The sequence below is a fragment of the Candidatus Spongiihabitans sp. genome (genome assembly GCF_965247905.1).
Classification (GTDB): domain Bacteria; phylum Pseudomonadota; class Gammaproteobacteria; order Arenicellales; family Poriferihabitantaceae; genus Spongiihabitans.
The window spans coordinates 947,546-972,409 of the sequence record NZ_OZ252047.1; the positions used below are offsets into that span (position 1 = coordinate 947,546).

Sequence of the window (24,864 nt, forward strand, 5' to 3'; positions counted from 1 at the left end):
GCAAAACTTCGCCCGGAGCGATTTTTCGCGAGCGCAGCGAGTTCGCCAGAACGCGTATCAGGGACGATACGCGCAAAACTTCGCCCGGAGCGATTTTTCGCGAGCGCAGCGAGTTCGCCAGAACGCGTATCAGGGACGATACGCGCAAAACTTCGCCCGCAACGATTTTTCACGCAAGCCCCGAAGGGGTGAGTATCAGGGATGATACGAATAATCCAGTCAACCATCGTCCCGCGCAACGGGCACAACACCGTAAGTTGCAGGGTGGCTCCACCAATTCAATGGCTCATCATTCCCGCTTTTTATAATGTCGCGGTTGCCGCCGCTGAGGTTCACTGGATTATCGGGTCAAGTCTGATAATGACGGGCCTAAGGGCGAGAATCCAGGCTGTCTCTTCACCGTTATTCCTGCTTTCTCAGGAACGACGGCTTTATTTGAAATCGCGGTAACATTCACGGCGACTGCCCTTGAAAAACCGCTCATTGCCTCAGCCCAGCACCGACTCCAGCCCAAATACGGTGTACCACTGGACTTTTCAAAAACTCCCCTTTATACTCCCCGCACACCTAAAACCAGAGGATAAAAAATGTTATCACAAACTTCAATCGGCACGCCCGAACAGTTGCGCGATCCGAATTACACGCCGCCGCTGGCGTCGGCAATTCCGCTCGGCATCCAGCACATTCTCGCCATGTTTGTCAGCAACATCACGCCCGCGATCATCATCGCCGGCGCCGCCGGTTTTGGCTTCGGCTCCAACTCGCCGGACTTCCCCAACCTGATTTACATGATCCAAATGTCCATGCTGTTCGCCGGCGTCGCCACGCTGTTGCAAACCATCGGCGCCGGACCGGTCGGCGCGAGGTTGCCGATTGTGCAAGGCACCAGTTTCGCGTTCGTGCCGATTATGATCCCGCTGGTCGCCGGCAAAGGCGTAGATGCCATGGGCGCGATCATGTGCGGTGTGCTCATCGGCGGCTTGATTCACACCGCCCTCGCGCCGTTCGTCGGTCGCATCCGCTACGCCCTACCGCCCTTGGTCACCGGGCTCATCGTGGTGATGATCGGCCTCTACCTCATCCAGGTTGGCGTCAAATACGCCGCTGGTGGCGCCGCGCCGTTCCAGATGGCTGCCCCCGATTTCGGCGGCATCGTCAACTGGAGCCTCGCTGGCACCGTCATCGTTGCCACCTTCGTCCTCAAGTTCTTCTGTCGCGGGATGCTCTCCATGGCCGCCGCCTTGTTCGGCATCATCGCCGGCTATCTAGTCGCCCTCGCCCTCGGCATGGTGGATTTCGGCAACATTGGTCGCGCCGCGTGGTTCGCGTTGCCTAACCCGTTGCACTTCGGTTTTGAACTCAGCGTCGCCGCCATCATCGGCTTCGGTTTCATGTCAATCGTCTCCGCCATTGAAACCGTCGGCGATGTCTCCGGCATCACTAAAGGCGGCGCCGGGCGCGAAGCCACCGACAAAGAGTTACAGGGTGCCACCTTCGCCGATGGCCTCGGCAGCGCCGTGGGCGGCTTGTTCGGCGGCTTGCCCAACACCTCGTTCTCGCAGAATGTCGGACTGGTGGCGATGACCGGCGTAATGAGCCGCCATGTCGTCACCTACGGCGCGTTGTTCCTGATTGCCTGCGGCTTGATTCCGAAAGTCGGCGCGGCAATTTCCACCATGCCCATTGAAGTACTCGGTGGCGGTGTCATCGTCATGTTCGGCATGGTCGCCGCGGCCGGCGTCAACCTGCTCTCCGATGTGCCATGGAATCGCCGCAACATGATGATCTTCGCGGTGGCGTTGTCGGTCGGTCTTGGCTTGCAACTCGTGCCTTCAGCCGCGCAACACTTGCCCGGCACCGCCAAAGTGCTGATGACCTCGGGCTTGTTGCCGGCCGCGTTCATCGCCATCGTCCTGAATCTGGTGTTGCCGCAAGAAGCCGAGGCATAGGCAACGCAAATCAGCGAACCCCCATTGCAAGGGAGCGATTTTCCGCTCCCCCTTGGGGGGAGTAGCGCTTTTGCCGCCGCGCTGTGTTTGCCAGAACGCGTATCAGGGACGACGCGATGGGGGGCGGAGGTAGATAGACGCACGCCGCCACGGACGGCGGAAGTGCAAATAATGTCGGGAACAATTATCGCCGACACCGCTAGACCAAGGCGTGCGCCGGCCTCGTCGCCAGGCAATGTCAGCGGCTGTCGCCGCTGGGGTTTCACTGGATTATCGGGTCAAGCCCGATAATGACGGGCCGGAGGGCCGGAAATCCAGGTTGCCGCTTCACCGTCATGTATAAGCTCAGATACCTATGGCACTCCAACCCGGAAGGCGTGCCATGCCATTCCACCCTGTCGGATGCCGAATAAATGACTTCTATCGGGCAGCCGCTTTAGGGCATCCCCCGTTTTCACGCGGGCATGCTTCGGAAAATGACTTCCAAAAACGCTCAACAACGCCTCAACACCCTCGGTTTCTTCGCCGGTCATGGCGGCGCGCGGCCGGCGATGCCTCGGCGTCAGTCGCAGAACCCGGCGCCACACAGTCCAGCCGCCAGGCTACCATCGCTCTCAATATTCTGTGTCAACTCTTGTCGCATATCGCGCTTCATCCTTACCGACAACGGCTCGGAGTTCATGGGCGACTTCCGGCAACTTCCTCATCCAACATCAACCACAGCGCCAACGGCGGTGAACTTAGACACGATATGGAAGTTTTTTGCCGCCGAGAATACAATTGGGAATACAATCCGTCTTTCACAGCGATCATTAAATACTCATGGCAATACGAGAAATTTTAATCTATCCGGATCATCGGCTCAGAATCAAGTCTGAGCCGGTTACGAGATTTGATAAAGCGCTCGAAGTGCTGGTCAAGGATATGGCGGAAACCATGTATGCCGCGCCGGGCATTGGCTTGGCGGCTATTCAGATCGACGTGCCGAAACGGGTCGTTGTTATGGATTTATCCGAAGCCAAAGACGCGCTTCAGGTGTTCATTAATCCTGAAATCACCGAGCCCGCAGGGGTAACCGAAACCGAGGAGGGTTGTTTGTCGGTGCCGGGCGTGGTTGCCATGGTGGAGCGCGCGGCAAAAGTTCGGATAAAGGCGCAGGATATTAAAGGCGCGCCGTTCGAAGTGGATGCGGACGAAATGCTGTCGGTTTGCATTCAGCACGAAGTGGATCACCTCAATGGCAAGGTGTTTGTCGATTATCTTTCGCGATTAAAACAGGACCGAGTGCGCAAGATGCTGGTCAAAAAAGCGCGGCTGTCAGAGACTGAGGCTGCGTAACCGCGCTTTTTAAACCCCGCTTTTTTGAACTTGCTTTTTTGAACTTGCTTTTTTGAACTTGGCTGATAATCTCATGCGCGTGGTTTTTGCGGGCACCCCTGAATTTTCTGTGGCCAGCCTTGAGGCATTGATAAACACGCCATTTGTTGAGGTTGTCGGGGTTTACACCCAACCCGATCGAGCCGCAGGAAGAGGTAAAAGGCGACAGCAAAGCGCGGTCAAATCCTTCGCGGAAAAACAGGTTTTCACGGTTTATCAACCTGAATCGTTTAAGGCCGAATCGGTTATGAAGCAGGCCGTCATTGAACAACTCGCCGCCTTAAATGCAGACCTGATGTTGGTCGCCGCCTATGGCTTATTGTTGCCCGCGGCGGTGCTGGAAATTCCTCGCCTTGGCTGCGTTAATGTTCACGCGTCATTATTGCCGCGCTGGCGCGGCGCCGCGCCGATCCAAAGAGCGATTGAGGCTGGCGACAGAACGACAGGAATAACCTTGATGCAAATGCAATTAACCCTGGATAGCGGGCCCATACTCGCGCAATCGCGGATCGACATTAGCGAATCCGAAACCAGCGGCACATTGCACGATAAGTTATCCGTGCTGGGCGGTGAGTTGCTTAAAAGCAAGTTGCGCGCAATTTATGATCAATCCATTGAGCCGGTTGCGCAAGATGATGCGTTGGCCACTTATGCCAACAAGCTCAGCAAAGCCGAGGCGAGCCTGGACTGGAGCATGAGCGCAAAAAACCTGCAGCAAAAAGTGCGCGCATTTAATCCCTGGCCAATGACCACCGCAAAGCTTGGCGAGATGACCCTCAGAATTATAAAAGCCAGTTGCATTAACCGCCAAAGCAACGGCAAGATCGGCCAGGTTCTGAGCGCCGATAACGGCGGCGTGGTCGTTCAAACCGGGCAAGGCCAGCTCAATGTGCAAGCGCTGCAAAAACCCGGCGGCAAGGCCTTGGCCGTGGCCGATTTTTTAAATGGCATGCCGATCACTAAAGGCATGGTATTTCGCTAACGCCGCAGACAACGCAACCGATGACCATGCCACTGACCATAGCCGCCGCCCAAGTATTGCGCGGGGTGATTGACCACGGGCATTCTCTCGAGCGCGCCGTGGAAAACTTGGGCGATGGCTTTAACGGCAACCTTTCCGAACTCAAGGAAATCGCATTTGGCGGTTGCCGTTTTTACATTTACCTTGATGGCATCATTGCCGAGTTGTTGCGCAAACCCATCAAGGAAAAAGATCGCATCATTCATTTTTTGTTGGTCGGCGCAATTTATCGCCTCGAGTTTATGCGCGCCCCTGATCATGCGGTGGTTAATGAAAGCGTCGGCGCGTTGGAAAAAACCAATCAGTCATGGGCGAAAAACCTGACCAACGGCGCGCTGCGGAATTTCCTTAGGCATAAATCCGAAATAATCGGGTCGCTCAATAAGGCGCATGTTCGAGATGCCTTTCCCAAACACTTGCATGAACGTATAACCCGCGATTGGCCAGATCATGCTCAGGCAATATTTCGGGCTTCGAATAAAAAACCGCCCTTAACCTTGAGAATTAACCAGAAAACCACCACTCGCAGTCTCTATGCGGAAACGTTAAAAGGGCAAGGCATGGACTATGTGCTGACCCAGGACAGCGATATTGGTGTGACATTAAGCAAGCCGGTTGCGGTTGAACGAATCCCCGGTTTTGCCGATGGCATGGTCTCGGTGCAGGATGAGTCGGCGCAACTAATTGCCTCAGCCGTGGCCTTGTCGGGCGGGCAGCGGGTGCTGGATGGCTGTGCGGCGCCGGGCGGCAAGACCTGCCTGATGCTGGAATCGCAACCCGATCTATCTTGCTTGGTCGCCATAGATTTGCCGCGGCGCACACCCGCAATCGAACAAAACCTGGCGCGATTGAAGCTTAGCGCGACGGTGATGGCGGCAGATTTGCTGGATACCGCCGCGTGGTGGGATGGTCAGCCCTTCGATAGAATTGTCCTTGATGCGCCGTGTTCCGGCAGCGGCGTAATACGCAGGCACCCCGATATCAAGCATCGCCGCAGACCGTCGGACATCGCAAAATTCGCTCAGCAACAACTGGCGATGATCAATTCGGTATGGCCGCTGCTTAAACCGGGCGGCAGGCTTGTTTATGTCACCTGTTCGATTTTCAAGGCGGAAAATGACCATGTCATTGAGAAATTCATGGCAGGCAAGGAAGATTTTGAATTACAATCCCTCAACGAAATATTCGGCCTGGCGTCGTCATTTGGCCGACAACGATTGCCCGGAGTGCATTCAGGCGATGGATTCTATTATTGCGGCATCAATAAAACTCCCGAGCAATAAACCCGGGCAATAAAACCTTAGGCACTCATTCATGAAAATAACGATTCTGGGCGGCGGTCGGGTTGGCGCCTCCATTGCCGAAATTCTTTCAAAGGAAGAAAACGATATTACGGTGGTTGATCATGACCGCGAAATACTGGATACCATGCAAGAGCGCATGGACATTCGCACCGTGCACGGCGCCGCCTCCTCGCCGGAAGTGCTTAAACAAGCCGGCGTGGATGACGCGGACTTGATACTGGCGGTAACCAATTCCGATGAAGTGAATATAGTCGCCTGCCAAGTCGCGCATACCCTGTTTCACACGCCCATGAAAATTGCTCGGGTGCGCTCCGCGGATTATTTGGCGCACCCGGAATTGTTTTGCAAGAAAGCCATGCCTATCGATGTCATTATCAGTCCGGAACAAATTCTTAATCATCAGATTCAACGGCTGATTGAATATCCCGGGGCCTTGCAAGTGATCGATTTTGCCGATGGCAAGATTCAGTTGGTGGCCTTAAAAGCTTATTACGGCGGCGCCTTGGTCGGGCATGAATTGAAAGACCTGAAAGATCATTTGCCTTCCGTTAAGACGCGGGTTGCGGCGATATACCGGCAGGATCGGGCGATCATCCCTACCGGGAAAACCGTTATCGAAGCGGATGACGAGGTGTTTTTCATCGCTACCCATGAAGATATCAAGAAAGTGATGCAGGAACTTCGCAGCATAGAAGAAGCGGGAAAAAAGATAATCATTGCGGGCGCCGGCAACATCGGATTCAGATTGGCGCAATCGCTGGAAAGCAGCGGTTATCAAGTGAAGTTGATCGAACGCAATCCGCAGCGCGCGCGCTGGGTATCTGAGCAATTGAAAGATACCGTTGTGTTGCAGGGCGATGCGGCGGATGAAGAATTATTGCGGCAGGAAAACATCGACAATATGGAGGTGTTCTGTTCGCTGACTAACGAGGACGAGGCGAATATTCTTTCCGCCATGCTGGCAAAACGCCTCGGTGCGAGGAGAGCCATGGCCATCGTAAATCGCGCCGCTTACATCGATCTCATCGAAAGCAGTGTTCTGGACATTGCCATATCACCGCGGCTTTCAACCGTGAGCGCGTTGTTGTCGCATGTCAGAAGAGGCGATGTGGTGGCGGCCCACTCTCTGCGCCGCGGCGTCGCCGAAGCGATTGAGTCCGTGGCCCACGGTGATGCCAAGACCTCGAAAATTGTTGGACGAAAGCTGGCGGACATTAAGCTCCCAAACGGGGCGACCATCGGAGCGATTATGCGTCATGATGAATTGCTCAGCCTGGAGGATGACGCAGTCATCGAAGACGGCGACCACATCATCATCTTCGTTACCGACAAACGCAAGATTCCGGATGTAGAGAAATTGTTCCAGGTATCGGCCACGTTTTTCTAAGCGCGCCTGACCATGCAGACTTGACCATGCAGATCCTCGGCATCATGAAAATTCTCGGCCTGCTGATCGCGTTATTCAGTATCACGCTGCTGCCGCCGATTGCCGTTTCGCTGTGGTATATGGATCAAGCCCATGACGCATTTATTTTATCGCTGCTGATAATTTTAACGACCGGCGCGATGTGCTGGTTTCCGGCCAGGCACTATCGGGGTGAGTTGCGCTTTCGGGATGGGTTTTTGATCGTGGTATTGATCTGGGTGGTATTGTCGATAATGGCGGCCATTCCATTGTTGTTGGTGCATCGGCCTGAGTTGCGAATTGTCGATGCGTTGTTTGAATCGACTTCAGGGCTGACCACCACCGGCGCCACCATCCTGACCGCCATCGATGATCTGCCGCTATCCGTTTTGTACTATCGCCAGCAACTGCAATGGCTCGGCGGCATGGGAATTATTGTGCTTGCCGTTGCGGTCATGCCGGCGTTAGGCGTGGGCGGCATGCAGCTTTATCGCGCCGAAACCCCAGGCCCGATGAAAGACCACAAACTGACCCCGCGCATCACCGAAACCGCCAAAGCGATATGGCGTATTTATCTCGGATTGACTGTTCTTTGCGGTGCGTCGTATTACTTCGCGGGCATGTCCGTTTTCGACGCCATAAGCCATGCGTTCTCCACCGTTGCCATTGGCGGATTCTCGACCCATGAAGCCAGCCTGGGTTATTTTCAAAGCAACGCCATCAACTTGGTGGCCACGGTGTTCATGTTGTTGGCCGGGCTGAATTTCGCCCTGCACTTTTCCGCCTTCCGGTTCAGGCGCGTCGCCGTGTATATAAACGACCCCGAAGCCAAAGCCTATTTCGGGCTGCTGTTGCTGACCATAATGCTGACCGTGATGACGTTGCATCATCATCAGGTCTATGAACAATTGAGTGATAACATTGTCCAGGGCATGGTCCAGGTCGTGTCCATCGTTACCACCACCGGATTCACCACCACAAATTTTTCAATCTGGCCCACGTTTATTCCGATATTGCTCATCCTGTTGAGCACCGCCGGCGGCTGTGCCGGCTCCACCGCCGGCGGCATGAAAATTATTCGGATGTTGTTGCTGTTCAAGCAAGGCGCACGGGAAATTTCAAAATTAGTCCATCCCAGCGCACTGATTCCGATTAAACTGGGCGGCAAGCCAGTACCCGATAATGTGGTCAATGCGGTGTGGGGATTTCTTTCCTTGTATATCTTCAGTTATGCCATCCTGCTTATCATGCTGTTGGCCACCGGCGCCGACCTGACTACTGCATTTTCAGCGGTCACTGCGTGCCTCAATAATTTGGGCCCCGGGCTAGGCGATGTATCGCGGAACTACGCCAGCATTTCCGATACCGGAAAAATTATTCTGACTTTCGCGATGGTGCTGGGCCGGCTTGAGTTGTTCACGTTGCTGGTGCTGTTCACGCCGGTGTTTTGGAAAGGCTGACCGCCTAACCGATAGCCGATACGGCAGTCAATCCGGCAGTCAATACGAGGGGGCATCTTGCGCTGAGGTTCTGGTCAGTGATTATTGCGCGGATACCTCCAGCCAGCTGTTTACCCGTTTGAGGTCCTGTTCATCCAATTGCCCGGCCGACCTTTCCAGTTCAAGGACTGCGATAATGTAGTTGTACCTTGCGCGCAGGTAATCTGTGCGCGAGCGCGATAAATCACGTTGGGCATCCAGCACATCAAGGTTTGTGGTCAGACCTGCGCTAAAACCCTGTTCTTTCGCTTGCAATGCGCTTTCGCCTGCGGTGATGGCATCGAACAGGGCCTCCACTTGGCTGACACCGCTGGCCACCGCCAAAAAGGCTGAGGTGGTTTCGACTGATGCCAATCTTCGCGCTTGTTCCAGCAGTCGTTCTGTTCGGTTATATTCTAATCCTGCTTGTTGGGCGGTTAGATTGATGGCACCGCCGAGATAAAATGGGAAACGCATGACCAATGAGACCGAGGTGGTATTGCTTTTCCCGGAGTGGGATGAGTCGGTTGAGGCTGAATCGGAAAATCTGTGGTTGGCGTCCAAACTTACCGTGGGCGATCGGCTGACTCTCTGTTTGTCTATTTCCTGCAAGGCAATTTCCAGATTCAGCCTTTCGGCTTTAAGCAGGACGTTGTGCTCAATGGATCGATTGATCCAGGCATCGACGTCATTGGGGGCGGGCAATTCCAATGGTGCGGAATCATTAAGAGTTGACAACGCTTCAGGAGTAATGGCAATAATTTGTTTGAGCAGGGCGATGTCGTTATTGATCTGGTTTTGTGCCTGAATTTCGTTGGCTTCAGCCAGCTTAAACCGCGCTCTGGCATCGAACAGATCGGTTCGTGTTCCAAGCCCGACTTCCAGTCGTTTGCCGGCAAGATCCATTTGTCGTCGAATGGTTATTTTTTCAAGGCGCGCTACTTCTCTGGCATCTTGAGCGGACAACAGATTGAAATATCGATTGGCGACACGCAGTATCAGCCGTTGTTTAGCGTCGCGCAAACGTAAACTGGAGACATCGACCTGATACCGGCTTTGAGTGATTGTCGCACGCTTGGTTTTATCGTACAGGGGAAGATTTAGATTCAGGTTGATTGAATGGTCATTGCTTGTTTTCGAGGCTGCCGATGAGTCTGATATTTGACGGCCAACCTGGCTATTGGCGGTGACCGATGGTTTGAAAGCGGACTTGGCCAGGGGCAAGTTTATCCGCTTCGATTCATGGTCGAGCACGGCGGCCTGGTATTGCGGGTCATTGGTTAGCGCGAGTTCGTAAATATCCCATAAATCCGCGCCGTATGACTTCGTGGCCCAGGCTATGACCGCAATTACCGCAATGACCGCCCACAATACTGCCAAGAGTGGATGAGGGCGGACTTGGCAAGCGGGCATGATATTCTAGAAAGTGAAAGACGGTTTGTCGTCAACATTCATTAGTCTGGGCACGCTGGTTTCAAAAAGCGATCGCCGAGACCCGTCGGCGCGATAAACGGCAACGTGCATGGCCGGATCATAGCCCTCGATTCCAACCACGCATCCCTCAACATTGATCATGTTGCGGAATGTTTTATCGATTTCGGTTACCGACCCGGTTATCAATACACCATCAAATTGGCAGCCATGTTCTCCGGGATTGCGGCAAAATGCAAAACAATCGCTTTGCACCAATTCCACATTGGTGATTCCCGCCATAGCCAGATTCATGTCGGCCTGGCGGATTAATTGCTGATCGATTTCGACGCTGGTAACATGCTCGCAAATAGTGGCAAGTAAAGCGGTCAGATAGCCGCTGCCGGTGCCAATTTCCAGAATCCTATGGGTCGGTTTTAAGCCAAGCGCCTCAACCATTCTCGCTCCGACTTTGGGTTCCAGCATCACTTGCCCATCGCCAATGGGAATGCGGACATCCGCAAATGACAAGTCCTTGCATTGAGCCGGAACGAAATCTTCGCGGCGAATTTCACTCAACGCGTTTAAGGTTTGCATCTCCAGCACATTCCATGGCCGGATTTGTTGTTCGATCATGTTGACGCGAGCGACTTGGTAATCCATAAGGTCTGTATAGGGTGCCGGTTTACCGGGTGAGTGGAGTGCGTATCATATCAAAATCGACGCTGTTTATGACTAAACGATTAACCGAGCACATGCGTTATGGCGTCTTTGTAAATTGCCACCATTTCATCCAAAGTCCCTTGATCGGTGGTCAGGGGCGGCGCATTGCAGATGACTTCGCTCCTGACGCGGGTATAGAGTCCGCGCTCCATCAGTGCTTTAGTTAATTTTCCGCCTAGTCCGAAATCCGCCTCAAACCATTCTTTGGTGGCCTTGTCCTTGACGATTTCAATGCCGTGCATCATGCCTTTTCCACGCACGTTGCCAACGTGGGGGTGATCATCCAAAGCGTCATGAAGTTTTTGCAACATGGCTTCACCCTTGGCCGCGGCTTGCCCGGCCAGGTCTTCATTTTCGATGATGTCCAGGGTTGCCAAGGCAACAGCGCAGGTAGTGGGATGACCACTGTAGGTGTAGGCATGCATCCACGGCGCTTTGCTGGCGGTGATGGTTTCGGCGATCTCGTCGCTGATGCCGATGCCGCCTAATGGCAATGCGCCGGAAGTAATTGATTTAGCGAACTGCATTAAATCTGGTTCGACATCGTAGTGTTGTAAACCAAACATTTTTCCGGTTCGCCCGAAGCCGGTGATTACTTCATCTGAAACCAACAGCACTTCATGCTGATCACATATTTCGCGGATGCGTTTGAAATAGTCATCTTGCGGGGCAATGACCCCGCCGGCGCCTTGCACCGGTTCGGCGATAAACATCGCCACCGTGTCCGCGCCTTGTCTTAGTATTTCTTTTTCCAGTTCATTAGCCGCCGCGATACCCTGGGACGAACCGTCTTGCGGCAGCGGATAGTGATACGGATCCGGCGACGGGATATGGCTGAAGCCCGGTATCAGCGGCTCGAACATCGACCAATAACTTTTGATGCCGGTGGCGCACATGGCCGCAAAGGTGACGCCGTGGTAGGCCCAAAGCCGGCTGATAACCTTTGTTTTCTGCGGTTTGCCTTTGACCTTCCAGTAAAATCTCGCCAATTTTATATTACTGTCGGTGGCTTCGCCGCCGCCGGAAGTAAAGTAAAAATTGCGCATATTTGCCATGCCATTGGATTGGGCGAGGGTCGCCAGCCTTTCGGCAAGTTCGATGGCCGGGCGGTTTGAGCCGCCGGCGTAACTTGAACTGAACGCCAACTCGCGCATTTGCTGATTAGCCGCATCCGCCAGTTCCCGGCGGCCATGCCCGGCGCTGACATTCCACAGGCACGACAAGCCATCGATGTAGCGATTGCCATCGGCGTCATAAAGATAGGAGCCTTCGCCCTTGACCCAGACGCGGCCGTTGGCGTGGCCGGCGGTGTGGTGCAGCGGGTGAATCAGATGCCGGCGGTCTTTTTCCAGCAGCGCGGCGTTGGACAGGTTGGATGGTGTGTTCATGAGTATTTCCTCGGCATAGAATTTTTCAAGTCTTTCTTTTTCAAGTCTTTCTTTTTCAGGTCTTTCTGCGGACAATTCGGCTGTCGTTGGATTATCGCTTCATCTCACCCGCTTTGGAAGGCAATAATGCCATGCGCAGTTATTTGCCCGCCGCCGGCGCAAGCGCGTCGAGCACGGCCTTTATCAACCGCGGGCCCTGATAAATAAAGCCAGTGTAGATCTGAACCAGTTTCGCGCCGGCCTGAAATTTTTCCAAGGCGGCTTGCGCGCTATCGATGCCGCCGATGCCGATGATGGGGATTTCGCCCTGCAAGTTTTGATATAACGCGGCGACCGTTGCGGTGGCGGCATCATCAAGTGGCGGCCCGCTGAGCCCGCCCACTTCATGCGCCAATGGATGTTGCTCGACCGAGCGCCGCGCTAGCGTGGTGTTGGTCGCGGCCACGCCATCAATGCGGTTGCGGCGCAGTATCGCGGCGATGCCATCGATTTGGCGGCGGTCAAGGTCGGGCGCGATTTTCACCACCAGCGGAACATGCTTGCCGGTGCTGTCAGTTAATTTTTGGCGCTCAAGATTCAAGGCATAAAGCAACTGATTCAGAGCCTGATGCTGTTGCAAATTCCGCAAGTCGCGGGTGTTGGGAGAGGACACGTTTATGGCGACGTAATCGGCTTGGGCGTACACGCCGCGCAGCCCGATCAAATAATCCTCTATGGCGTTGTTCAACGGCGTTGCCGCATTCTTGCCGATGTTGATGCCGATGATAATTTCAGGGTCGGCGCGCGCCAGATTGTTGACAAACCGGGTCAAGCCGACGCTGTTGAATCCCAAGCGGTTGATCAGCGCTTGATGTTCGGGCAGCCGAAACATCCTCGGCTTGGGGTTGCCCGGTTGCGGCAACGGCGTCACAGTGCCCAACTCAAGCCAGCCAAAGCCCATTTTATGCAAGGCATTACATGCGTTTGCCTGCTTATCCAATCCCGCCGCCAGCCCGACCGGGTTGGGGAAAGTAATGCCCATGGCCTGCACCGACTGGGTCGGCGCAGGTCTGGATTGAGATTTAGCACCGACCAGCATTGCGCATAAACTGGTCAGTTGCTTTGATTTGGAAACCAACCCCAGAGTGTTCATCACCAGATCGTGACTTGTTTCAGGCCGCAGTTTAAATAACAAGGGTCTTAGCAAGGGATACATTTAAAATCTTTCATCAGGTCGCAGCCGCCATTTGCCGATTCCAAGTCTGCCAAGTTTGATCCTGCCGATTCGTATGCGGGTTAAACGGGTAACTTTAAGGTCAACCAATTCGCACATCCGGAGAATCTGTCTCTTGCGGCCTTCGAGATGCCCGGCGAGTATAACTGATCAGACGGGACTGTACACTTGGGGAGGGGGTGGTGCGCGCGGGGTTATCGGGTATTGCCGGATTTATGCGCCGCACAAAGCGTGTCCCGAAAGCATTCATATAGCATCCCATTTTCTTCATGCCTGGCTTTCCAATGCGCATCCATGCCCTCCCAGCCCTTTCCCATAAACCGATGGCCGCAAACCGGGCAAATGCGCGGTGTGCTTTTCGGCAGGCCTTTCGCACAGCATAAGCAGGTGGCCTGGGTCGCGGCGGCGGCTTGGGCCGCAAAGCCGATATAACTGGCCGGCGTCATTTCAAGCAACCGCGCTTTCGCCGCCGCCGGGATGTCCAGGTCGCAAATGAAGGCATGCAGCGATTCGCGGTCAATGTCATGTGTGCCGTGCGTCAGCGCTTTCAATTTTTCATATGGCTGCGCCACGCCGTAGCGGCGCATCACCGTCTGGATTGGTTCGGCCAACACCGCCCAATTCGCGTCCAAATCGCGGCGCAACGCCGCCGCGTCAATCTCCAATCGCGCCAAGCCGGCGACGGTGGAGTCGATCGCCAACAGGGTGTGGCCGATGGCGGCGCCGAGGTTTCGCAGCGCGGTGGAATCGGTCAAGTCGCGCTGCCAGCGGTTCACCGGCAACTTGTCCGCAAGATGCCCAAGCAACGCATTGGCAAGTCCGAGATTGCCTTCGGAGTTTTCAAAATCAATCGGATTGACCTTGTGCGGCATGGTGCTCGAGCCGACTTCGCCTTTGATTACTTTTTGCTTGAAGTAGCCGAGCGCGATATAGCCCCACAGGTCGCGGTCAAAATCGATCAGTATGGTATTGAGTCGGCTAAGGGCATGGCAAAACTCAGCGATATAGTCATGCGGCTCAATTTGGGTGGTCAGCGGCTGGTAGGTTAATCCTAAACTGCTTACGAAGTCTTTTGCGATGTCGGGCCAGTCCAGTTCCGGGTATGCCGCGTAATGCGCGCTGAAGTTTCCCGTCGCGCCGTTGAACTTGCCCATCAGTTTTTGCGCCGCCAATTGCTTGACCGCCTGCTTCAGCCGCTGCGACACATTGGCAAATTCCTTACCCGCTGTGGTAGGACTAGCGGGTTGGCCATGGGTGCGCGCCAGCATCGGTTGGTCGGCATAATCGTCGGCGCGCGCGTCGATAATATCCGTCAGCGCCGCGATTTTGGGCAGCAGCACCGTATCCCGCGCGCCTTTCAGCATCAATCCATAAGCCAGGTTGTTGATATCCTCTGAGGTGCAGGCAAAGTGAATAAACTCACTGACCCCTTTAATTTCATTGGCAATTTCGTCTCGAGCCTTGATTTTGTCTTTAAGGTAATACTCGACCGCCTTGACATCATGGTTGGTGGTGCGTTCGATGGATTTCACCTGCTCGGCCTGTTCAATGTCAAACCCGGAAATCAGCGCGCGCAAAAACTCGACGCTCTGTTTTGTAAAGGTCGGGACTTCGGCAATTTCTTGTCGATTGGAGAGATGAATCAACCATTCGATTTCCACCCAAAGCCGTGCGCGAATTAATCCATATTCGCTAAAATACGGTCGTAACGAGGTGGTTTTGCTTTGATAGCGGCCGTCGAGAGGGGATAGCGCTGTCAGCGGACTGAGCGTGATAGTCTTATCGGTCACAGGTAATTTATTGGCGGGCAATTATTGGCGTTGGTTATTGTAGGATAGCCGCAATTTTATCACAGTCATCCCTGCTACCCGCCGTCTAATCATCATGATCAAGTGTCCAATTTATCAGGCATCCAGTTTATCAATCGTCTAGCGCAGATTTAATGATGCCGCCTCCCAGGCACACATCGTCGTGGTAAAGAACAATGGATTGTCCGGGCGCGACCGCCCATTGCGGCTGGTCAAATTCGATGCGGGCGTGATTCGCGCCCAGCATGGAAATGACGCAACTTTGGTCGGCCTGGCGATAGCGCGTTTTTGCGTTGCAATGCGCCGGCAATATCGGCGCCAGCCCGGTTATCCAGTGCAGTTGCTCCGCCACCACTATTTTTTTCATCAGGGCCGGGTGGTCGTGGCCTTGCACCACATAAACGATATTTCTTTTTACATCTTTTTCTGCCACATACCAGGCCGCGCCGTCGCCGCCAATCCCCAAGCCTTGACGTTGACCAATGGTGTAGTAGTACGCGCCTTTATGTTTGCCTATGGTTTCTCCTTCAAGGGTTTTTATCGTGCCATTCTGGGTCGGTAAAAACCGACTGAGAAAGTCGCTGAAGCGGCGTTCTCCAATGAAACATATCCCGGTGCTGTCCTTTTTATCGTGTGTGGGCAATGACAGTGTCTTGGCCTGTTCCCGTACCTGTTGTTTTCGCATTTCACCAATCGGAAAGGAAGCGTAGCGCAATGCGTCCTGACCCAATGTATGTAAAAAATAACTTTGATCCTTACGCCGGTCGCGTCCTTTTCTAAGCAGGTAATTACGATGGTTGTCATTGTAATGTTGTTGTTCAATTCTGGCGTAGTGACCGGTGGCGATAAAATTCGCCCCCAGATGTATTGCCCAATCTAAAAACGCCTTGAATTTTATCTCCTTGTTGCAAACCACATCAGGATTTGGAGTGCGGCCGTTGCGGTATTCTTCAAGAAATAACTGGAACACCCGAGTCCAATACTCGTATGAGAAATTTATTGTTTTAAGTTCGATATCGAGAAGTTTGCAAACTTCTTCGGCATCGGCAAGATCTTCCGCTGCTGAGCAATATTCCTCGTTATCATCCTCTTCCCAGTTTTTCATGAACAGGCCAGTCACCTTATGACCTTGTTCAATCAACCTTGCGGCGGCGACCGAGGAGTCCACCCCGCCCGACATGCCGACGATAACGCTTGCCTTACTCGCCGTCGTTGCCATCGCCGGCGTCGCGACGGGAATCATCAATAACAGCACTCAGCATATTGATGTCTTCCCAGTCCTTGCTTGCCTGGATGACCGGCAAATGGCCATTAGGCTGAAACCATGAATCAACGACAAACCGGGTGCCGCTGGATTTTTCCATTATTTGCCCGGCCCAATGCTGATCAAAAATCGCACTGCGATAGGCTTGCTCAATAACGGTGTGATGTTTGAAAAAGCCGTTCAATTCCAATAGCCGTAAATATGTGGTGGTGTTGACTGCTTCATCGATGCAATCCTGTTGACCGGGAAATAAATCTGAAACATCGTTGCGGTCGGCAGGTAAATCAAACGCAAGATCACGATGGGTTGGGGTATGTTTACCGATCAACACTTCCATCCAGCCGATTGCCTGCTTGATTTGTTCGCGTTCCTGAGCCGGTGTTTCCGCTACCGGATTGAACCAGCCCACAACCTCAGTCCATTCTGTAATCGGTAAATTGACGACAGCACTATTTTTGCATCCAAAATCATAGCAAACAGGAATGGCATCCAGCGTGACGTAGTCCGGGGCGATAATGCCTTGCTCCTTGCCGGCCCAGCCGACAGGCGAAAAAGCCAGCAAGATTATTGCGGCGATTATTTTCATCGTGCCGCTAAATTCCCAGATTTTTGAGGCAGTTCTTGTTTTTTTGTTGTAATTGAAAACGCAATTCATCTCGATTTTTTTGCTCGGAGAAGTGTGCCATACGATGATGGTGAGCGCAAAGCATAGCCAAGTTTCGAATATGATCTTTCCCTCCATCAGATAACGACTTAATATGATGTGTTTCAATATAGCGTTCTCCATTATCCTTTAGAAAAGTATTTTGACACCCATCAAACATGCAAACATCACCAAAAGTGTTTTTTGCCAGTCGAATCCAACCACGGTCGCGTACGTAAGTTTCCATCAAAATCTCGCGTTTGTTGTCATCTAATTCAAGATCGATTGCCCTTTGAAGCGACTTGTTTTCAATTTCACCGCGCAATCGTTCAACATTGAACAGTGTGTAAGCATTTTGTTTGTTGTTTTTAATCAATGTTTTATTTTTGCATAATTCATCCAGCAAAGCGGATGCGCTGATGTCCTTCTTCCCCCATAATTTTTGTAAGTTTTTGCTTTGCGCTGTTAGGTTGCCATTTTGTTTGCAGTGTTCGAATACCAGCATTTCCATTTCCTCGATGGGCGATGCCAGATTCAAGCCAATACTGAAATCAGTTGTAAATTCCGGCGGAACATTTGATTTGATGTTTTCGGCGCAATCCACATTCTTGCCTAACGCAAAACCGACTGAAAATAAATTAAAAACAAAATCTGTGCCATTGATTCGTAGTCCACTTGCTGTTCTGCCTTTTGTTACACGCAACGGTTTTGGTGTTTTAGGTGCTACTTCGACTTTGCCATCAAAATACACTCGCAGTTGTTTTCCGTATTTATTGGCATCTTGCCCCCAAACATAAAAAGGAGTGGAATTGCCAGTAAATAAAATGAGTTCCCGCGTTAGTTCAAAGTATTTTTCTCGGAATTCCTTTTCTTTGCTTGGGTGCATTTCCGCATGAATATCCGTTCGCCGAATCGGATTACTCAGATAGCCCGCCCATTGCCAAAACAGAGGGTCTTTTTTCATCGGAATACCAATAGATATTCGTGTACTTTATTCACGATGAATTTGTACGGATAGCCTAATGGGCGCATATTATTGTAGTCTTTTTGTCGATCCCAAATAATGATGTCCTGCAACTCAAAACCACTTTTTTGTGCAATGTTGGTCGCATCCATATGAAGAGGATAGAATGAGGTCCCTTTTCGTAAATCCATTACGTTCAAAACAAAATATGCGCCAGGCTTTAAAGACATTCTCACCAAGGACAGTATTTCGCCCAAAGAAATTAAAAATTCGTCGTATGCTTCGATATTGCCCAAATCATTCATCGCATTGGAATAAGGACGTGTCGCCTTGCCGTCCGCAGTGCGTCGCCGATTAAGTATATCCCAATATGGGGGAGAGGTTACGCAAATATCGATAGATTGCGGCAACACAACTTCTCCTAGGCAACGCGCATCAATAACATGATAGAGCCATCGATCACTGCCAAATAGACCAACGCGATCTTCAAAGATTTTTCGATAATGAGGGTTGATATCCAAACCAACGGCTTCCATATTATTGTTTAATGCCGCTAATAATGCAGTGCCACTGCCCGCGAAAGGATCCAACAGCACACCACTTTTACAAGTGTATGACTCCAAAATACGCTCCACCAATTTCGATGTGAACATTGCTGGATGCTTCAGTTGCCGTTCTTCGCTGTTTTTATCAAGCTCCCGCCAAACGCTGAACGAATGTTGCAGCCACTCCGCTCCCGATAACAAATTGGCGCGCTGAGCCGGTGTCGTTTTTTTCTTGGTTGCGTGATTACTCTTGATACTCATTTCCCCAACCATCAAATCCTTTATGTTTTTGGCGGGCGAATACATCCAGTCTCGGTCCAACAAAGGAATGTCGAATATGCTCGTAGAAAGATGCCGGTTTTACGCTATGCCGGGTTGATGATTCTTGAAAAACAGTTTTCATTTTCCCCAATCTATCGCGCTTAAACTGAGCTTTTCCGCACCAACCAAACAAGACATGCTCGGTTACTATTTGATACGGACTGAACGGACATGGGCCGGTTTTTTTATCCCATGTAATCATGGTATGAAAAGTAAATCCCCAGTGCTCCAATAACTCAAAAGCCATACTCAACACTGGGCGTTTTGAATTTTTGTCTTTGCTGTTCGTAGCCCACAACCACAAAAAAGCATTGGGTTGCGCCCAATCGTTGATAGGAATACGTTTTATTTCATCCAAACGCATGGTGGGATAATCCAGAGAACAACTCTGATAAGGTCGAACGCTGCGTTTTCCTGTTTTGCCTTGATTCCACGGTGGGTCCACCACAATACAGCGATATGTTTTTGCGTGGGAATCTCCAGTTTGCCGAAATGGATTCGGAGACACTATTCCGTTAGCGGGCAAACTTGTGTTCAAGGTATTGATTGATTTGTCCATGTTTTTGGCTTAATGTGAAGCAAGTTATGTTTCAATGATAAATTGATGCTGCTAATATGCACAATAACCATTTCCGCAACTTTCCAGAGGTTTTTGAACACCCGAATTATAGAATATATTAGGGATTGAGTCAATTGCACTTATGAGTTGAATCCACAGTGCAACAATTATTTTCATCATGGCAAGTCTAACTGTTGTACGCAGTTCAGGGGTAGTCGATTACCATTCTCAAAATCGGTAATGCACTTTAATACAACCTGACTTCGTAAATGTTCTGAATTGTTTTCAAGCGTTGATCGGTCCAACCACATAACTTCTTCGATCGCCGGGTCCAGCGAATAATTTTTGTTTAGGGCAATGAGTTCGCCATAAAAAGTAAATCTCATATAGGTTTCGTCATTGCCGGCAACAAATTGATAGATGCCGCTGAGGTAATTTGGTTCAAATTCCCATCCGGTTTCTTCCAGAGTCTCCCGTATTACCGCCTCAATCAAAGACTCCTCTTGTTCAACATGTCCTGCAGGTTGGTTGATTACACTGCCTCCCCGATAGCACTCCCTGACCATTAAGTATTTGCCGTCTCGTTTTGCGATGCAAGCCACGGTTACATGGGGATGCCAACGATCGCCATGACCATGGTCTTGGGTCTTAGTCCGATCTTCCTGAAGGGGCACCTTATTTTATTCTTCTTGCTCTTTCCATGCATCGGGCAAGACGATGCCGTCGCCAAACAAATAGGCTTCCATTTGGCTGGCCAGATATTTTTTGTGTTCTCGATCCAAAGGATTGAGTTTGTATTCGTTTATTAAAATGGTCTGCTGTCTTAGCCAATCTTGCCAGGCTTGTTTGGAAATCTGATCGAATATCCTTTGACCCAACTGCCCGGGCCAGGTTGGGTGATCCAATCCCTCGGCCTCCTTGCCGAGTTTGGTGCAGGTGATCATTCTACTCATAGCGACAGTCTATTTAACGAGTTGATTAAAAATATTCTTTATGGCAGCGGGTATTGCAATCGGTGCGTTTGCTAGTGGGTTGTACCAAAGATAGCGGTCGGTGTCCATGATGCCGCCGATGAATCCACCCATGAATCCACCCATGAATCCACCCATGAATCCAGATGAGACCCGATCAACGGTGCAGTGTATGGGTTGAATTTCCAGTTCAAAATGGGTAAAGCCATGATGCACAATTGCCATATTTTTACCTGATTTTACGGCGATGCCAAGCTCTTTTTTGCACCAGCACTGAAAGTCCTGTTCGGCGTTACTGAGTTCTGGAAACACCCAAAGGCCACCCCATATACCGCTTGGCGGGCGTTTAATCAGCAAATACTCAGAATTGGAATTAGAAATTAATAGCATTCTGGATTGTCTGTGCAGACGGGGTGTCTTCGGCTTGGGCGTGGGATAAGATGTAGGGTTGCCTTGTAAAAAAGCCAGGCATTTGTGGTTAATCGGGCATTTTGAACAATCCGGGCCGCTTCTGGTACAAAGAGTTGCTCCAAAATCCATTATTGCCTGGGTATAGTCTGCGACACGCTTGTTCGGCGTAAGCTGTTCGGCCAGAATCCATAATTGGTTTTCCACTGCCTTGGTTCCCGGATAACCCGCAATAGCGAAGTAGCGGGTCAGCACCCGTTTGACGTTGCCATCGAGAATCGGGTGCCGAGCGTTTTGGGAAAAAGCGAGAATGGCACTGGCGGTGGAACGGCCTATGCCGGGCAGTGCCATAACTTGATCCAGGCTTAACGGGAACTGGCCATCATGCTGATCGCGAATTTGCTGTGCCGCACGATGCAGGTTTCTGGCTCTGGCGTAATAACCCAGCCCGGACCAATAAGTCATAACGGCTTCGGCTTCGGCATTTGCCAATGAGTCAATATTGGGAAACCGCGCCATGAATTTTTGGTAGTATGAGATGACTGTTTCAACTTGGGTTTGTTGCAACATAATTTCGGAAATCCAAATGTGATATGGATCTCTGGTTTGTTGCCAGGGCAAAGCCGATTGCCATGGTAAAGATGTACGACCATGGTGATCAAACCACTTGAGCAGGGACTGGCTAAAATCTGATTTTAGTTTTTTGCGGTTAGCGGTCAAGTTGGGGTCAGGTCGGGGCTAAGCCAGGGATTAGGTAGAATGAAATGTAACAACTGTGGTCTGATACGAAAATAAACATGACCAATAAACATGACCAATAAACATGACCAGTGTAACAATACTAAAAACTAAAAATGCAACAATTTGACATGAGCGGGATTTTGTGCGTATCATCCTTGATACGCACCCCTACGGGGCTTGCGCGAAAATCCGTTCCAGGCGGATTTTTCAGGCTATCGAACCGGAAATCAAAACCGACCTGCCCCCTGAGGGTCTGCTTATTGGCGCGAATCTTTTTGTGGCTGTGTTTGCCGTCGTTAGGCTTTGCGCCACTTTCAAGTTTCGCTCAATCGGAAATCCAGGCGGAAATCATCCGCAGCCACGCTATCGCCATGCACGGCGAGCCCAGGTATGCGGCAGGGTTTGAAAATTTCGGTTATGTCAATCCTGACGCACCAAAAGGCGGCTTGCTGCGTCAGGGCGTGCGCGGAACTTTTGATAGCTTCAACCCCTGGATCGATAAAGGCTCTGCGGTATCGCCGGGCTCGATTGAAACTTTATTGGTGTCATCTGGGGATGAAGCCTTTACCAAATACTGTTTGATTTGTGAGCGACTCGAATATCCTGTAGATCGAACCTGGATCATATTTCATTTACGTCCTCAGGCTAAATGGCACGATGGTAAGCCGATCACACCGGCAGATGTGGTGTGGTCGTTTAATACGCTGATGGAGAAAGGCACACCCTCTTATCGGTTTTATTATGCTGACGTTGAACACGTTGAAGCGAGCGGTGAGCATGCGGTTCGATTTCAATTTAAAAATACCGGCAACCGTGAATTGCCGCTCATTATTGGCGAACTGCCAATATTGCCTAAACACTATTGGCAGGGACATGACCAAGAGCGGGACATTACCAAAACCACATTGTCACCGCCCTTGGGAAGCGGCCCATATAAAATCAAACGCTTTGATGCAGGGCGTTACTATGAGTTGGAACGCGTGGTGGATTACTGGGGAAAAGATTTGCCAGTGAATCGCGGCATCAATAATTTTGATTTGCTGCGGTTCGATTTTTTCAGAGATCGCATTCCGATTAGATTGGCACTAAAGGCCGGGGAAATCGATTTTTATGCAGAAAATACCGCCAAGAGTTGGGCCACTGAATTTGATATTCCAGCGGTGGAATCCGGGTGGTTAGTAAGAGAACAAGTAAAACATTCGGCGCCTCAGGGAATGCAGGCTTATGTTATGAATTTGCGGCGGTCGAAATTTGCAAATCGTAAAATTCGTCAAGCTATTTCCCTGGCATTTGATTTTAACTGGACCAATCAGAAAATATTTTATAATCAATACACTCGCTCGAAAAGCTACTTCAGCAATTCAGAACTCGCCTCGTCCGGCATTCCCGAAGGCGACGAACTTGCGCTTTTGGAAAACTATCGCGTTTCGTTGCCGCCGGAATTATTTTCCCGGCCCTTTGAGGTTTCAGAAACCGACGGCAGTGGCTGGTCTCGGCAGAATTTGTTAAAAGCATTGTCCTTGATTCGAGAAACCGACTGGGAGATCAAAGATGGTAAATTGGTGAATCAACAGCACCAGCCCCTGAGCATAGAAATGTTGTTGTACAGCAGTTCATTTGAACGGCTGATATTACCCTACGTCAGCAATCTCAAGCGGCTGGGCATCGACATGAAAGTGCGGGTGGTCGATACCGGGCAATACATCAATCGAATCCGCTCGTTTGATTTTGACATGATCGTCGGTGGCTGGGGACAGAGTGAAACGCCGGGTAACGAGCAACGTGAATATTGGAGTTGTGCGGCGGCAGCGCGACCGAGCAGCCGCAATACTGCCGGTATTTGCCACCCTGTTATTGAGGCGCTTATCGAAAAAATAGTGGTCGCTTCAACCCGGGAGGAATTGATCACCGTTACCCGCGCCCTGGATCGTGTGCTGCTATGGCAGCACTTTATCGTGCCGAATTGGCATTTACCCGCGGACCGAATTTTATGGTGGAATAAATATAACCGACCGCAGATTCCGTTGCGTAATGGCGTTAATATTTCGAGATGGTGGCTGGATGACGAGAGATCGGCAAGGCTGGCTCAGGCGCGTGATAGCGGTCAAATCACCCAACGCAATAGCAGCGGCGGCGATACCGCCGCACGAAGTGGCAGCGGCCCAAGCGGTTGGAAGCTTGGATTGCTGGCGGTGATTCTGGTTGTTGGCGGGTTGGCCATAAAGCGAGCAATGAAATCGGAGCGCACGATGAAATCGAAGAACGGCTGATGGTCGCCTATATCTTTAAACGATTGTTGTTGGTCATCCCGACGTTGCTGGTGATTATGCTGTTTAATTTTGCGGTGATTCAATTTGCACCGGGTGGTCCGGTTGAACAAGCCATCGCTAACATTACCGGAGAAGGGGTCGATGCCGCAGAACGGGTTACCCGAGACGCCTCAGAAAATGTAATTCAACGCAGCGGCTCAAATAATAGTCAATATCGAGGCGCACAAGGGCTTGACCCAGAGTTTATTGCAGAATTGGAAAAACGATTTGGTTTCGACAAGCCGGTGCATGAGCGATTCTTCAGTATGATAAAGAACTATTTAAGATTCGATTTTGGCGATAGTTTCTTTCGCGATCGTGCCGTTGTGGATTTGGTGCTGGAAAAAATGCCGGTGTCTATTTCTTTAGGATTATGGTCTACCTTGCTGGTGTATTTGATCAGCATTCCATTGGGCATCAGAAAAGCGGTTCGGGATGGCAGTCGGTTCGATATTACTACCAGTGTGATGCTTACTATCGGGGTGGCTATCCCCGGATTCTTGTTTGCGGTGTTGTTGTTAGTGGTGTTTGCCGGCGGCGTATATTATGACTGGTTTCCTTTGCGTGGGCTGCTCTCGGACAATTGGGACACGTTGTCATGGAGCGCAAAAATTGCTGATTATTTTTGGCACTTAACCTTACCGATAATTGCCTTGACAGTTAGTGGGTTTGCGTCTTTGGCCATGCTTACCAAGAATTCTTTTCTCGACCAAATCAGCCAGCAATATGTGCTGACAGCACGAGCAAAAGGCCTGAGCGAACGAAAAGTTATGTATGGTCATGTGTTCCGTAACGCCATGCTCATCGTCATCGCCGGATTTCCCGCGGCAGTGGTCGGTATTCTATTTACTGGCGCGATGTTGATAGAAATTATTTTTTCGCTGGATGGTCTCGGTTTGCTGGGATTTGAAGCGGCGTTGCAACGGGATTATCCGGTGATGTTTGGATCGTTGTGGTTTTTCACCTTGCTTGGATTGGTGTTGGGAATTATTTCCGACCTGATGTATACCTGGATTGATCCTCGCATCGATTTCGACACCAGTGAATCATGACCACTAATACT

21 protein-coding genes and 1 pseudogene are annotated in these 24,864 nt (G+C 51.2%); 8 read left to right on the forward strand and 14 right to left on the reverse strand.

What is annotated here, in order from left to right:
* Positions 1-587 precede the first annotated feature (587 nt).
* The 6 genes from ACP158_RS04835 to ACP158_RS04860 all read left to right on the forward strand — a co-directional run bounded on the left by ACP158_RS04835 (position 588) and on the right by ACP158_RS04860 (position 8,516).
* Positions 588-1,949 carry a uracil-xanthine permease family protein gene (locus tag ACP158_RS04835; RefSeq protein WP_424947833.1) on the forward strand — a complete coding sequence of 454 codons (1,362 nt, stop codon included), beginning with the start codon at positions 588-590 and terminating at the stop codon, positions 1,947-1,949.
* A gap of 822 nt (positions 1,950-2,771) precedes the next feature.
* Positions 2,772-3,287, forward strand: a complete 516-nt coding sequence (def, locus tag ACP158_RS04840) for a peptide deformylase (protein WP_424947834.1) — start codon at positions 2,772-2,774, stop codon at positions 3,285-3,287.
* A gap of 73 nt (positions 3,288-3,360) precedes the next feature.
* A complete protein-coding gene (gene fmt / locus ACP158_RS04845; protein WP_424948400.1) occupies positions 3,361-4,308 on the forward strand; it encodes a methionyl-tRNA formyltransferase in 948 nt (315 codons plus the stop codon).
* A 26-nt stretch (positions 4,309-4,334) separates the two neighbouring features.
* Complete coding sequence (rsmB, locus tag ACP158_RS04850; RefSeq protein ID WP_424947835.1) at positions 4,335-5,630, forward strand: 16S rRNA (cytosine(967)-C(5))-methyltransferase RsmB; 1,296 nt, start codon at positions 4,335-4,337, stop codon at positions 5,628-5,630.
* Positions 5,631-5,661: 31 nt separating this feature from the next.
* Entirely contained in the window at positions 5,662-7,038 is a 1,377-nt protein-coding gene (trkA, locus tag ACP158_RS04855) for a Trk system potassium transporter TrkA (RefSeq protein ID WP_424947836.1), read from the forward strand.
* Between the two features lie 26 nt (positions 7,039-7,064).
* Positions 7,065-8,516 (forward strand): TrkH family potassium uptake protein, encoded by a 1,452-nt coding sequence (locus ACP158_RS04860; protein ID WP_424947837.1) that lies wholly within the window; start codon positions 7,065-7,067, stop codon positions 8,514-8,516.
* Positions 8,517-8,597: 81 nt separating this feature from the next.
* Here the strand turns inward: ACP158_RS04860 and ACP158_RS04865 are convergent, their stop codons facing one another.
* The 14 genes and pseudogenes from ACP158_RS04865 to mutY all read right to left on the reverse strand — a co-directional run bounded on the left by ACP158_RS04865 (position 8,598) and on the right by mutY (position 21,471).
* Entirely contained in the window at positions 8,598-9,914 is a 1,317-nt protein-coding gene (locus ACP158_RS04865; RefSeq protein WP_424947838.1) for a TolC family outer membrane protein, read from the reverse strand.
* 39 nt (positions 9,915-9,953) lie between these two features.
* A complete protein-coding gene (locus ACP158_RS04870; RefSeq protein ID WP_424947839.1) occupies positions 9,954-10,607 on the reverse strand; it encodes a protein-L-isoaspartate O-methyltransferase family protein in 654 nt (217 codons plus the stop codon).
* Positions 10,608-10,687: 80 nt separating this feature from the next.
* Positions 10,688-12,055 carry an aspartate aminotransferase family protein gene (locus ACP158_RS04875; RefSeq protein WP_424947840.1) on the reverse strand — a complete coding sequence of 456 codons (1,368 nt, stop codon included), beginning with the start codon at positions 12,053-12,055 and terminating at the stop codon, positions 10,688-10,690.
* A gap of 139 nt (positions 12,056-12,194) precedes the next feature.
* Positions 12,195-13,250: a quinone-dependent dihydroorotate dehydrogenase gene (locus ACP158_RS04880; RefSeq protein WP_424947841.1), complete on the reverse strand. Its 1,056-nt coding sequence runs from the start codon at positions 13,248-13,250 to the stop codon at positions 12,195-12,197.
* A pseudogene (locus tag ACP158_RS04885) lies at positions 13,251-13,394 on the reverse strand (pseudouridylate synthase); the annotation flags it as partial.
* Between the two features lie 68 nt (positions 13,395-13,462).
* The gene (purB, locus tag ACP158_RS04890; protein WP_424948401.1) at positions 13,463-15,043 is read right to left on the reverse strand and encodes an adenylosuccinate lyase; all 1,581 of its coding nucleotides are present in this window, start codon (positions 15,041-15,043) and stop codon (positions 13,463-13,465) included.
* A gap of 145 nt (positions 15,044-15,188) precedes the next feature.
* Positions 15,189-16,319 (reverse strand): tRNA 2-thiouridine(34) synthase MnmA, encoded by a 1,131-nt coding sequence (gene mnmA / locus ACP158_RS04895; protein WP_424948402.1) that lies wholly within the window; start codon positions 16,317-16,319, stop codon positions 15,189-15,191.
* Positions 16,276-16,926, reverse strand: coding sequence for a hypothetical protein (locus tag ACP158_RS04900; RefSeq protein ID WP_424947842.1), 651 nt, complete (start codon positions 16,924-16,926; stop codon positions 16,276-16,278). The genes mnmA and ACP158_RS04900 overlap by 44 nt, the downstream gene beginning before the upstream one ends.
* Before the next feature lie 7 nt (positions 16,927-16,933).
* Positions 16,934-17,947 (reverse strand): HNH endonuclease, encoded by a 1,014-nt coding sequence (locus tag ACP158_RS04905; RefSeq protein WP_424947843.1) that lies wholly within the window; start codon positions 17,945-17,947, stop codon positions 16,934-16,936.
* Positions 17,944-18,753, reverse strand: a complete 810-nt coding sequence (locus ACP158_RS04910) for a DNA methyltransferase (protein WP_424947844.1) — start codon at positions 18,751-18,753, stop codon at positions 17,944-17,946. Before ACP158_RS04910 ends, ACP158_RS04905 begins: the two co-directional genes overlap by 4 nt.
* Positions 18,737-19,372: an MT-A70 family methyltransferase gene (locus tag ACP158_RS04915; protein ID WP_424947845.1), complete on the reverse strand. Its 636-nt coding sequence runs from the start codon at positions 19,370-19,372 to the stop codon at positions 18,737-18,739. Before ACP158_RS04915 ends, ACP158_RS04910 begins: the two co-directional genes overlap by 17 nt.
* Before the next feature lie 176 nt (positions 19,373-19,548).
* Positions 19,549-20,046, reverse strand: coding sequence for an NUDIX hydrolase (locus tag ACP158_RS04920; RefSeq protein ID WP_424947846.1), 498 nt, complete (start codon positions 20,044-20,046; stop codon positions 19,549-19,551).
* Positions 20,047-20,052: 6 nt separating this feature from the next.
* Entirely contained in the window at positions 20,053-20,325 is a 273-nt protein-coding gene (locus ACP158_RS04925) for an oxidative damage protection protein (protein ID WP_424947847.1), read from the reverse strand.
* Between the two features lie 9 nt (positions 20,326-20,334).
* Positions 20,335-21,471: an A/G-specific adenine glycosylase gene (gene mutY, locus ACP158_RS04930; RefSeq protein ID WP_424947848.1), complete on the reverse strand. Its 1,137-nt coding sequence runs from the start codon at positions 21,469-21,471 to the stop codon at positions 20,335-20,337.
* A 281-nt stretch (positions 21,472-21,752) separates the two neighbouring features.
* On the opposite strand from mutY, the gene ACP158_RS04935 reads away from it, so the two are divergent.
* Both ACP158_RS04935 and ACP158_RS04940 read left to right on the forward strand, forming a co-directional pair.
* Entirely contained in the window at positions 21,753-23,762 is a 2,010-nt protein-coding gene (locus ACP158_RS04935; protein ID WP_424947849.1) for an extracellular solute-binding protein, read from the forward strand.
* Entirely contained in the window at positions 23,762-24,853 is a 1,092-nt protein-coding gene (locus tag ACP158_RS04940; RefSeq protein ID WP_424947850.1) for a microcin C ABC transporter permease YejB, read from the forward strand. Before ACP158_RS04935 ends, ACP158_RS04940 begins: the two co-directional genes overlap by 1 nt.
* Positions 24,854-24,864: the final 11 nt, after the last annotated feature.

What these genes read in the sequence shown, in the direction of transcription:
- ACP158_RS04870 (WP_424947839.1), bottom strand. Translation starts at nt 10,607, where the DNA reads ATGGATTACCAAGTCGCTCGCGTCAACATGATCGAACAACAAATCCGG.
- def (WP_424947834.1), top strand. Translation starts at nt 2,772, where the DNA reads ATGGCAATACGAGAAATTTTAATCTATCCGGATCATCGGCTCAGAATC.
- ACP158_RS04835 (WP_424947833.1), top strand. Translation starts at nt 588, where the DNA reads ATGTTATCACAAACTTCAATCGGCACGCCCGAACAGTTGCGCGATCCG.
- trkA (WP_424947836.1), top strand. Translation starts at nt 5,662, where the DNA reads ATGAAAATAACGATTCTGGGCGGCGGTCGGGTTGGCGCCTCCATTGCC.
- mnmA (WP_424948402.1), bottom strand. Translation starts at nt 16,319, where the DNA reads ATGATTCCCGTCGCGACGCCGGCGATGGCAACGACGGCGAGTAAGGCA.
- ACP158_RS04900 (WP_424947842.1), bottom strand. Translation starts at nt 16,926, where the DNA reads ATGAAAATAATCGCCGCAATAATCTTGCTGGCTTTTTCGCCTGTCGGC.
- ACP158_RS04925 (WP_424947847.1), bottom strand. Translation starts at nt 20,325, where the DNA reads ATGAGTAGAATGATCACCTGCACCAAACTCGGCAAGGAGGCCGAGGGA.
- rsmB (WP_424947835.1), top strand. Translation starts at nt 4,335, where the DNA reads ATGCCACTGACCATAGCCGCCGCCCAAGTATTGCGCGGGGTGATTGAC.
- ACP158_RS04860 (WP_424947837.1), top strand. Translation starts at nt 7,065, where the DNA reads ATGCAGATCCTCGGCATCATGAAAATTCTCGGCCTGCTGATCGCGTTA.
- ACP158_RS04875 (WP_424947840.1), bottom strand. Translation starts at nt 12,055, where the DNA reads ATGAACACACCATCCAACCTGTCCAACGCCGCGCTGCTGGAAAAAGAC.
- ACP158_RS04905 (WP_424947843.1), bottom strand. Translation starts at nt 17,947, where the DNA reads ATGAAAAAAGACCCTCTGTTTTGGCAATGGGCGGGCTATCTGAGTAAT.
- ACP158_RS04880 (WP_424947841.1), bottom strand. Translation starts at nt 13,250, where the DNA reads ATGTATCCCTTGCTAAGACCCTTGTTATTTAAACTGCGGCCTGAAACA.
- ACP158_RS04940 (WP_424947850.1), top strand. Translation starts at nt 23,762, where the DNA reads ATGGTCGCCTATATCTTTAAACGATTGTTGTTGGTCATCCCGACGTTG.
- ACP158_RS04910 (WP_424947844.1), bottom strand. Translation starts at nt 18,753, where the DNA reads ATGAGTATCAAGAGTAATCACGCAACCAAGAAAAAAACGACACCGGCT.
- fmt (WP_424948400.1), top strand. Translation starts at nt 3,361, where the DNA reads ATGCGCGTGGTTTTTGCGGGCACCCCTGAATTTTCTGTGGCCAGCCTT.
- ACP158_RS04915 (WP_424947845.1), bottom strand. Translation starts at nt 19,372, where the DNA reads ATGGACAAATCAATCAATACCTTGAACACAAGTTTGCCCGCTAACGGA.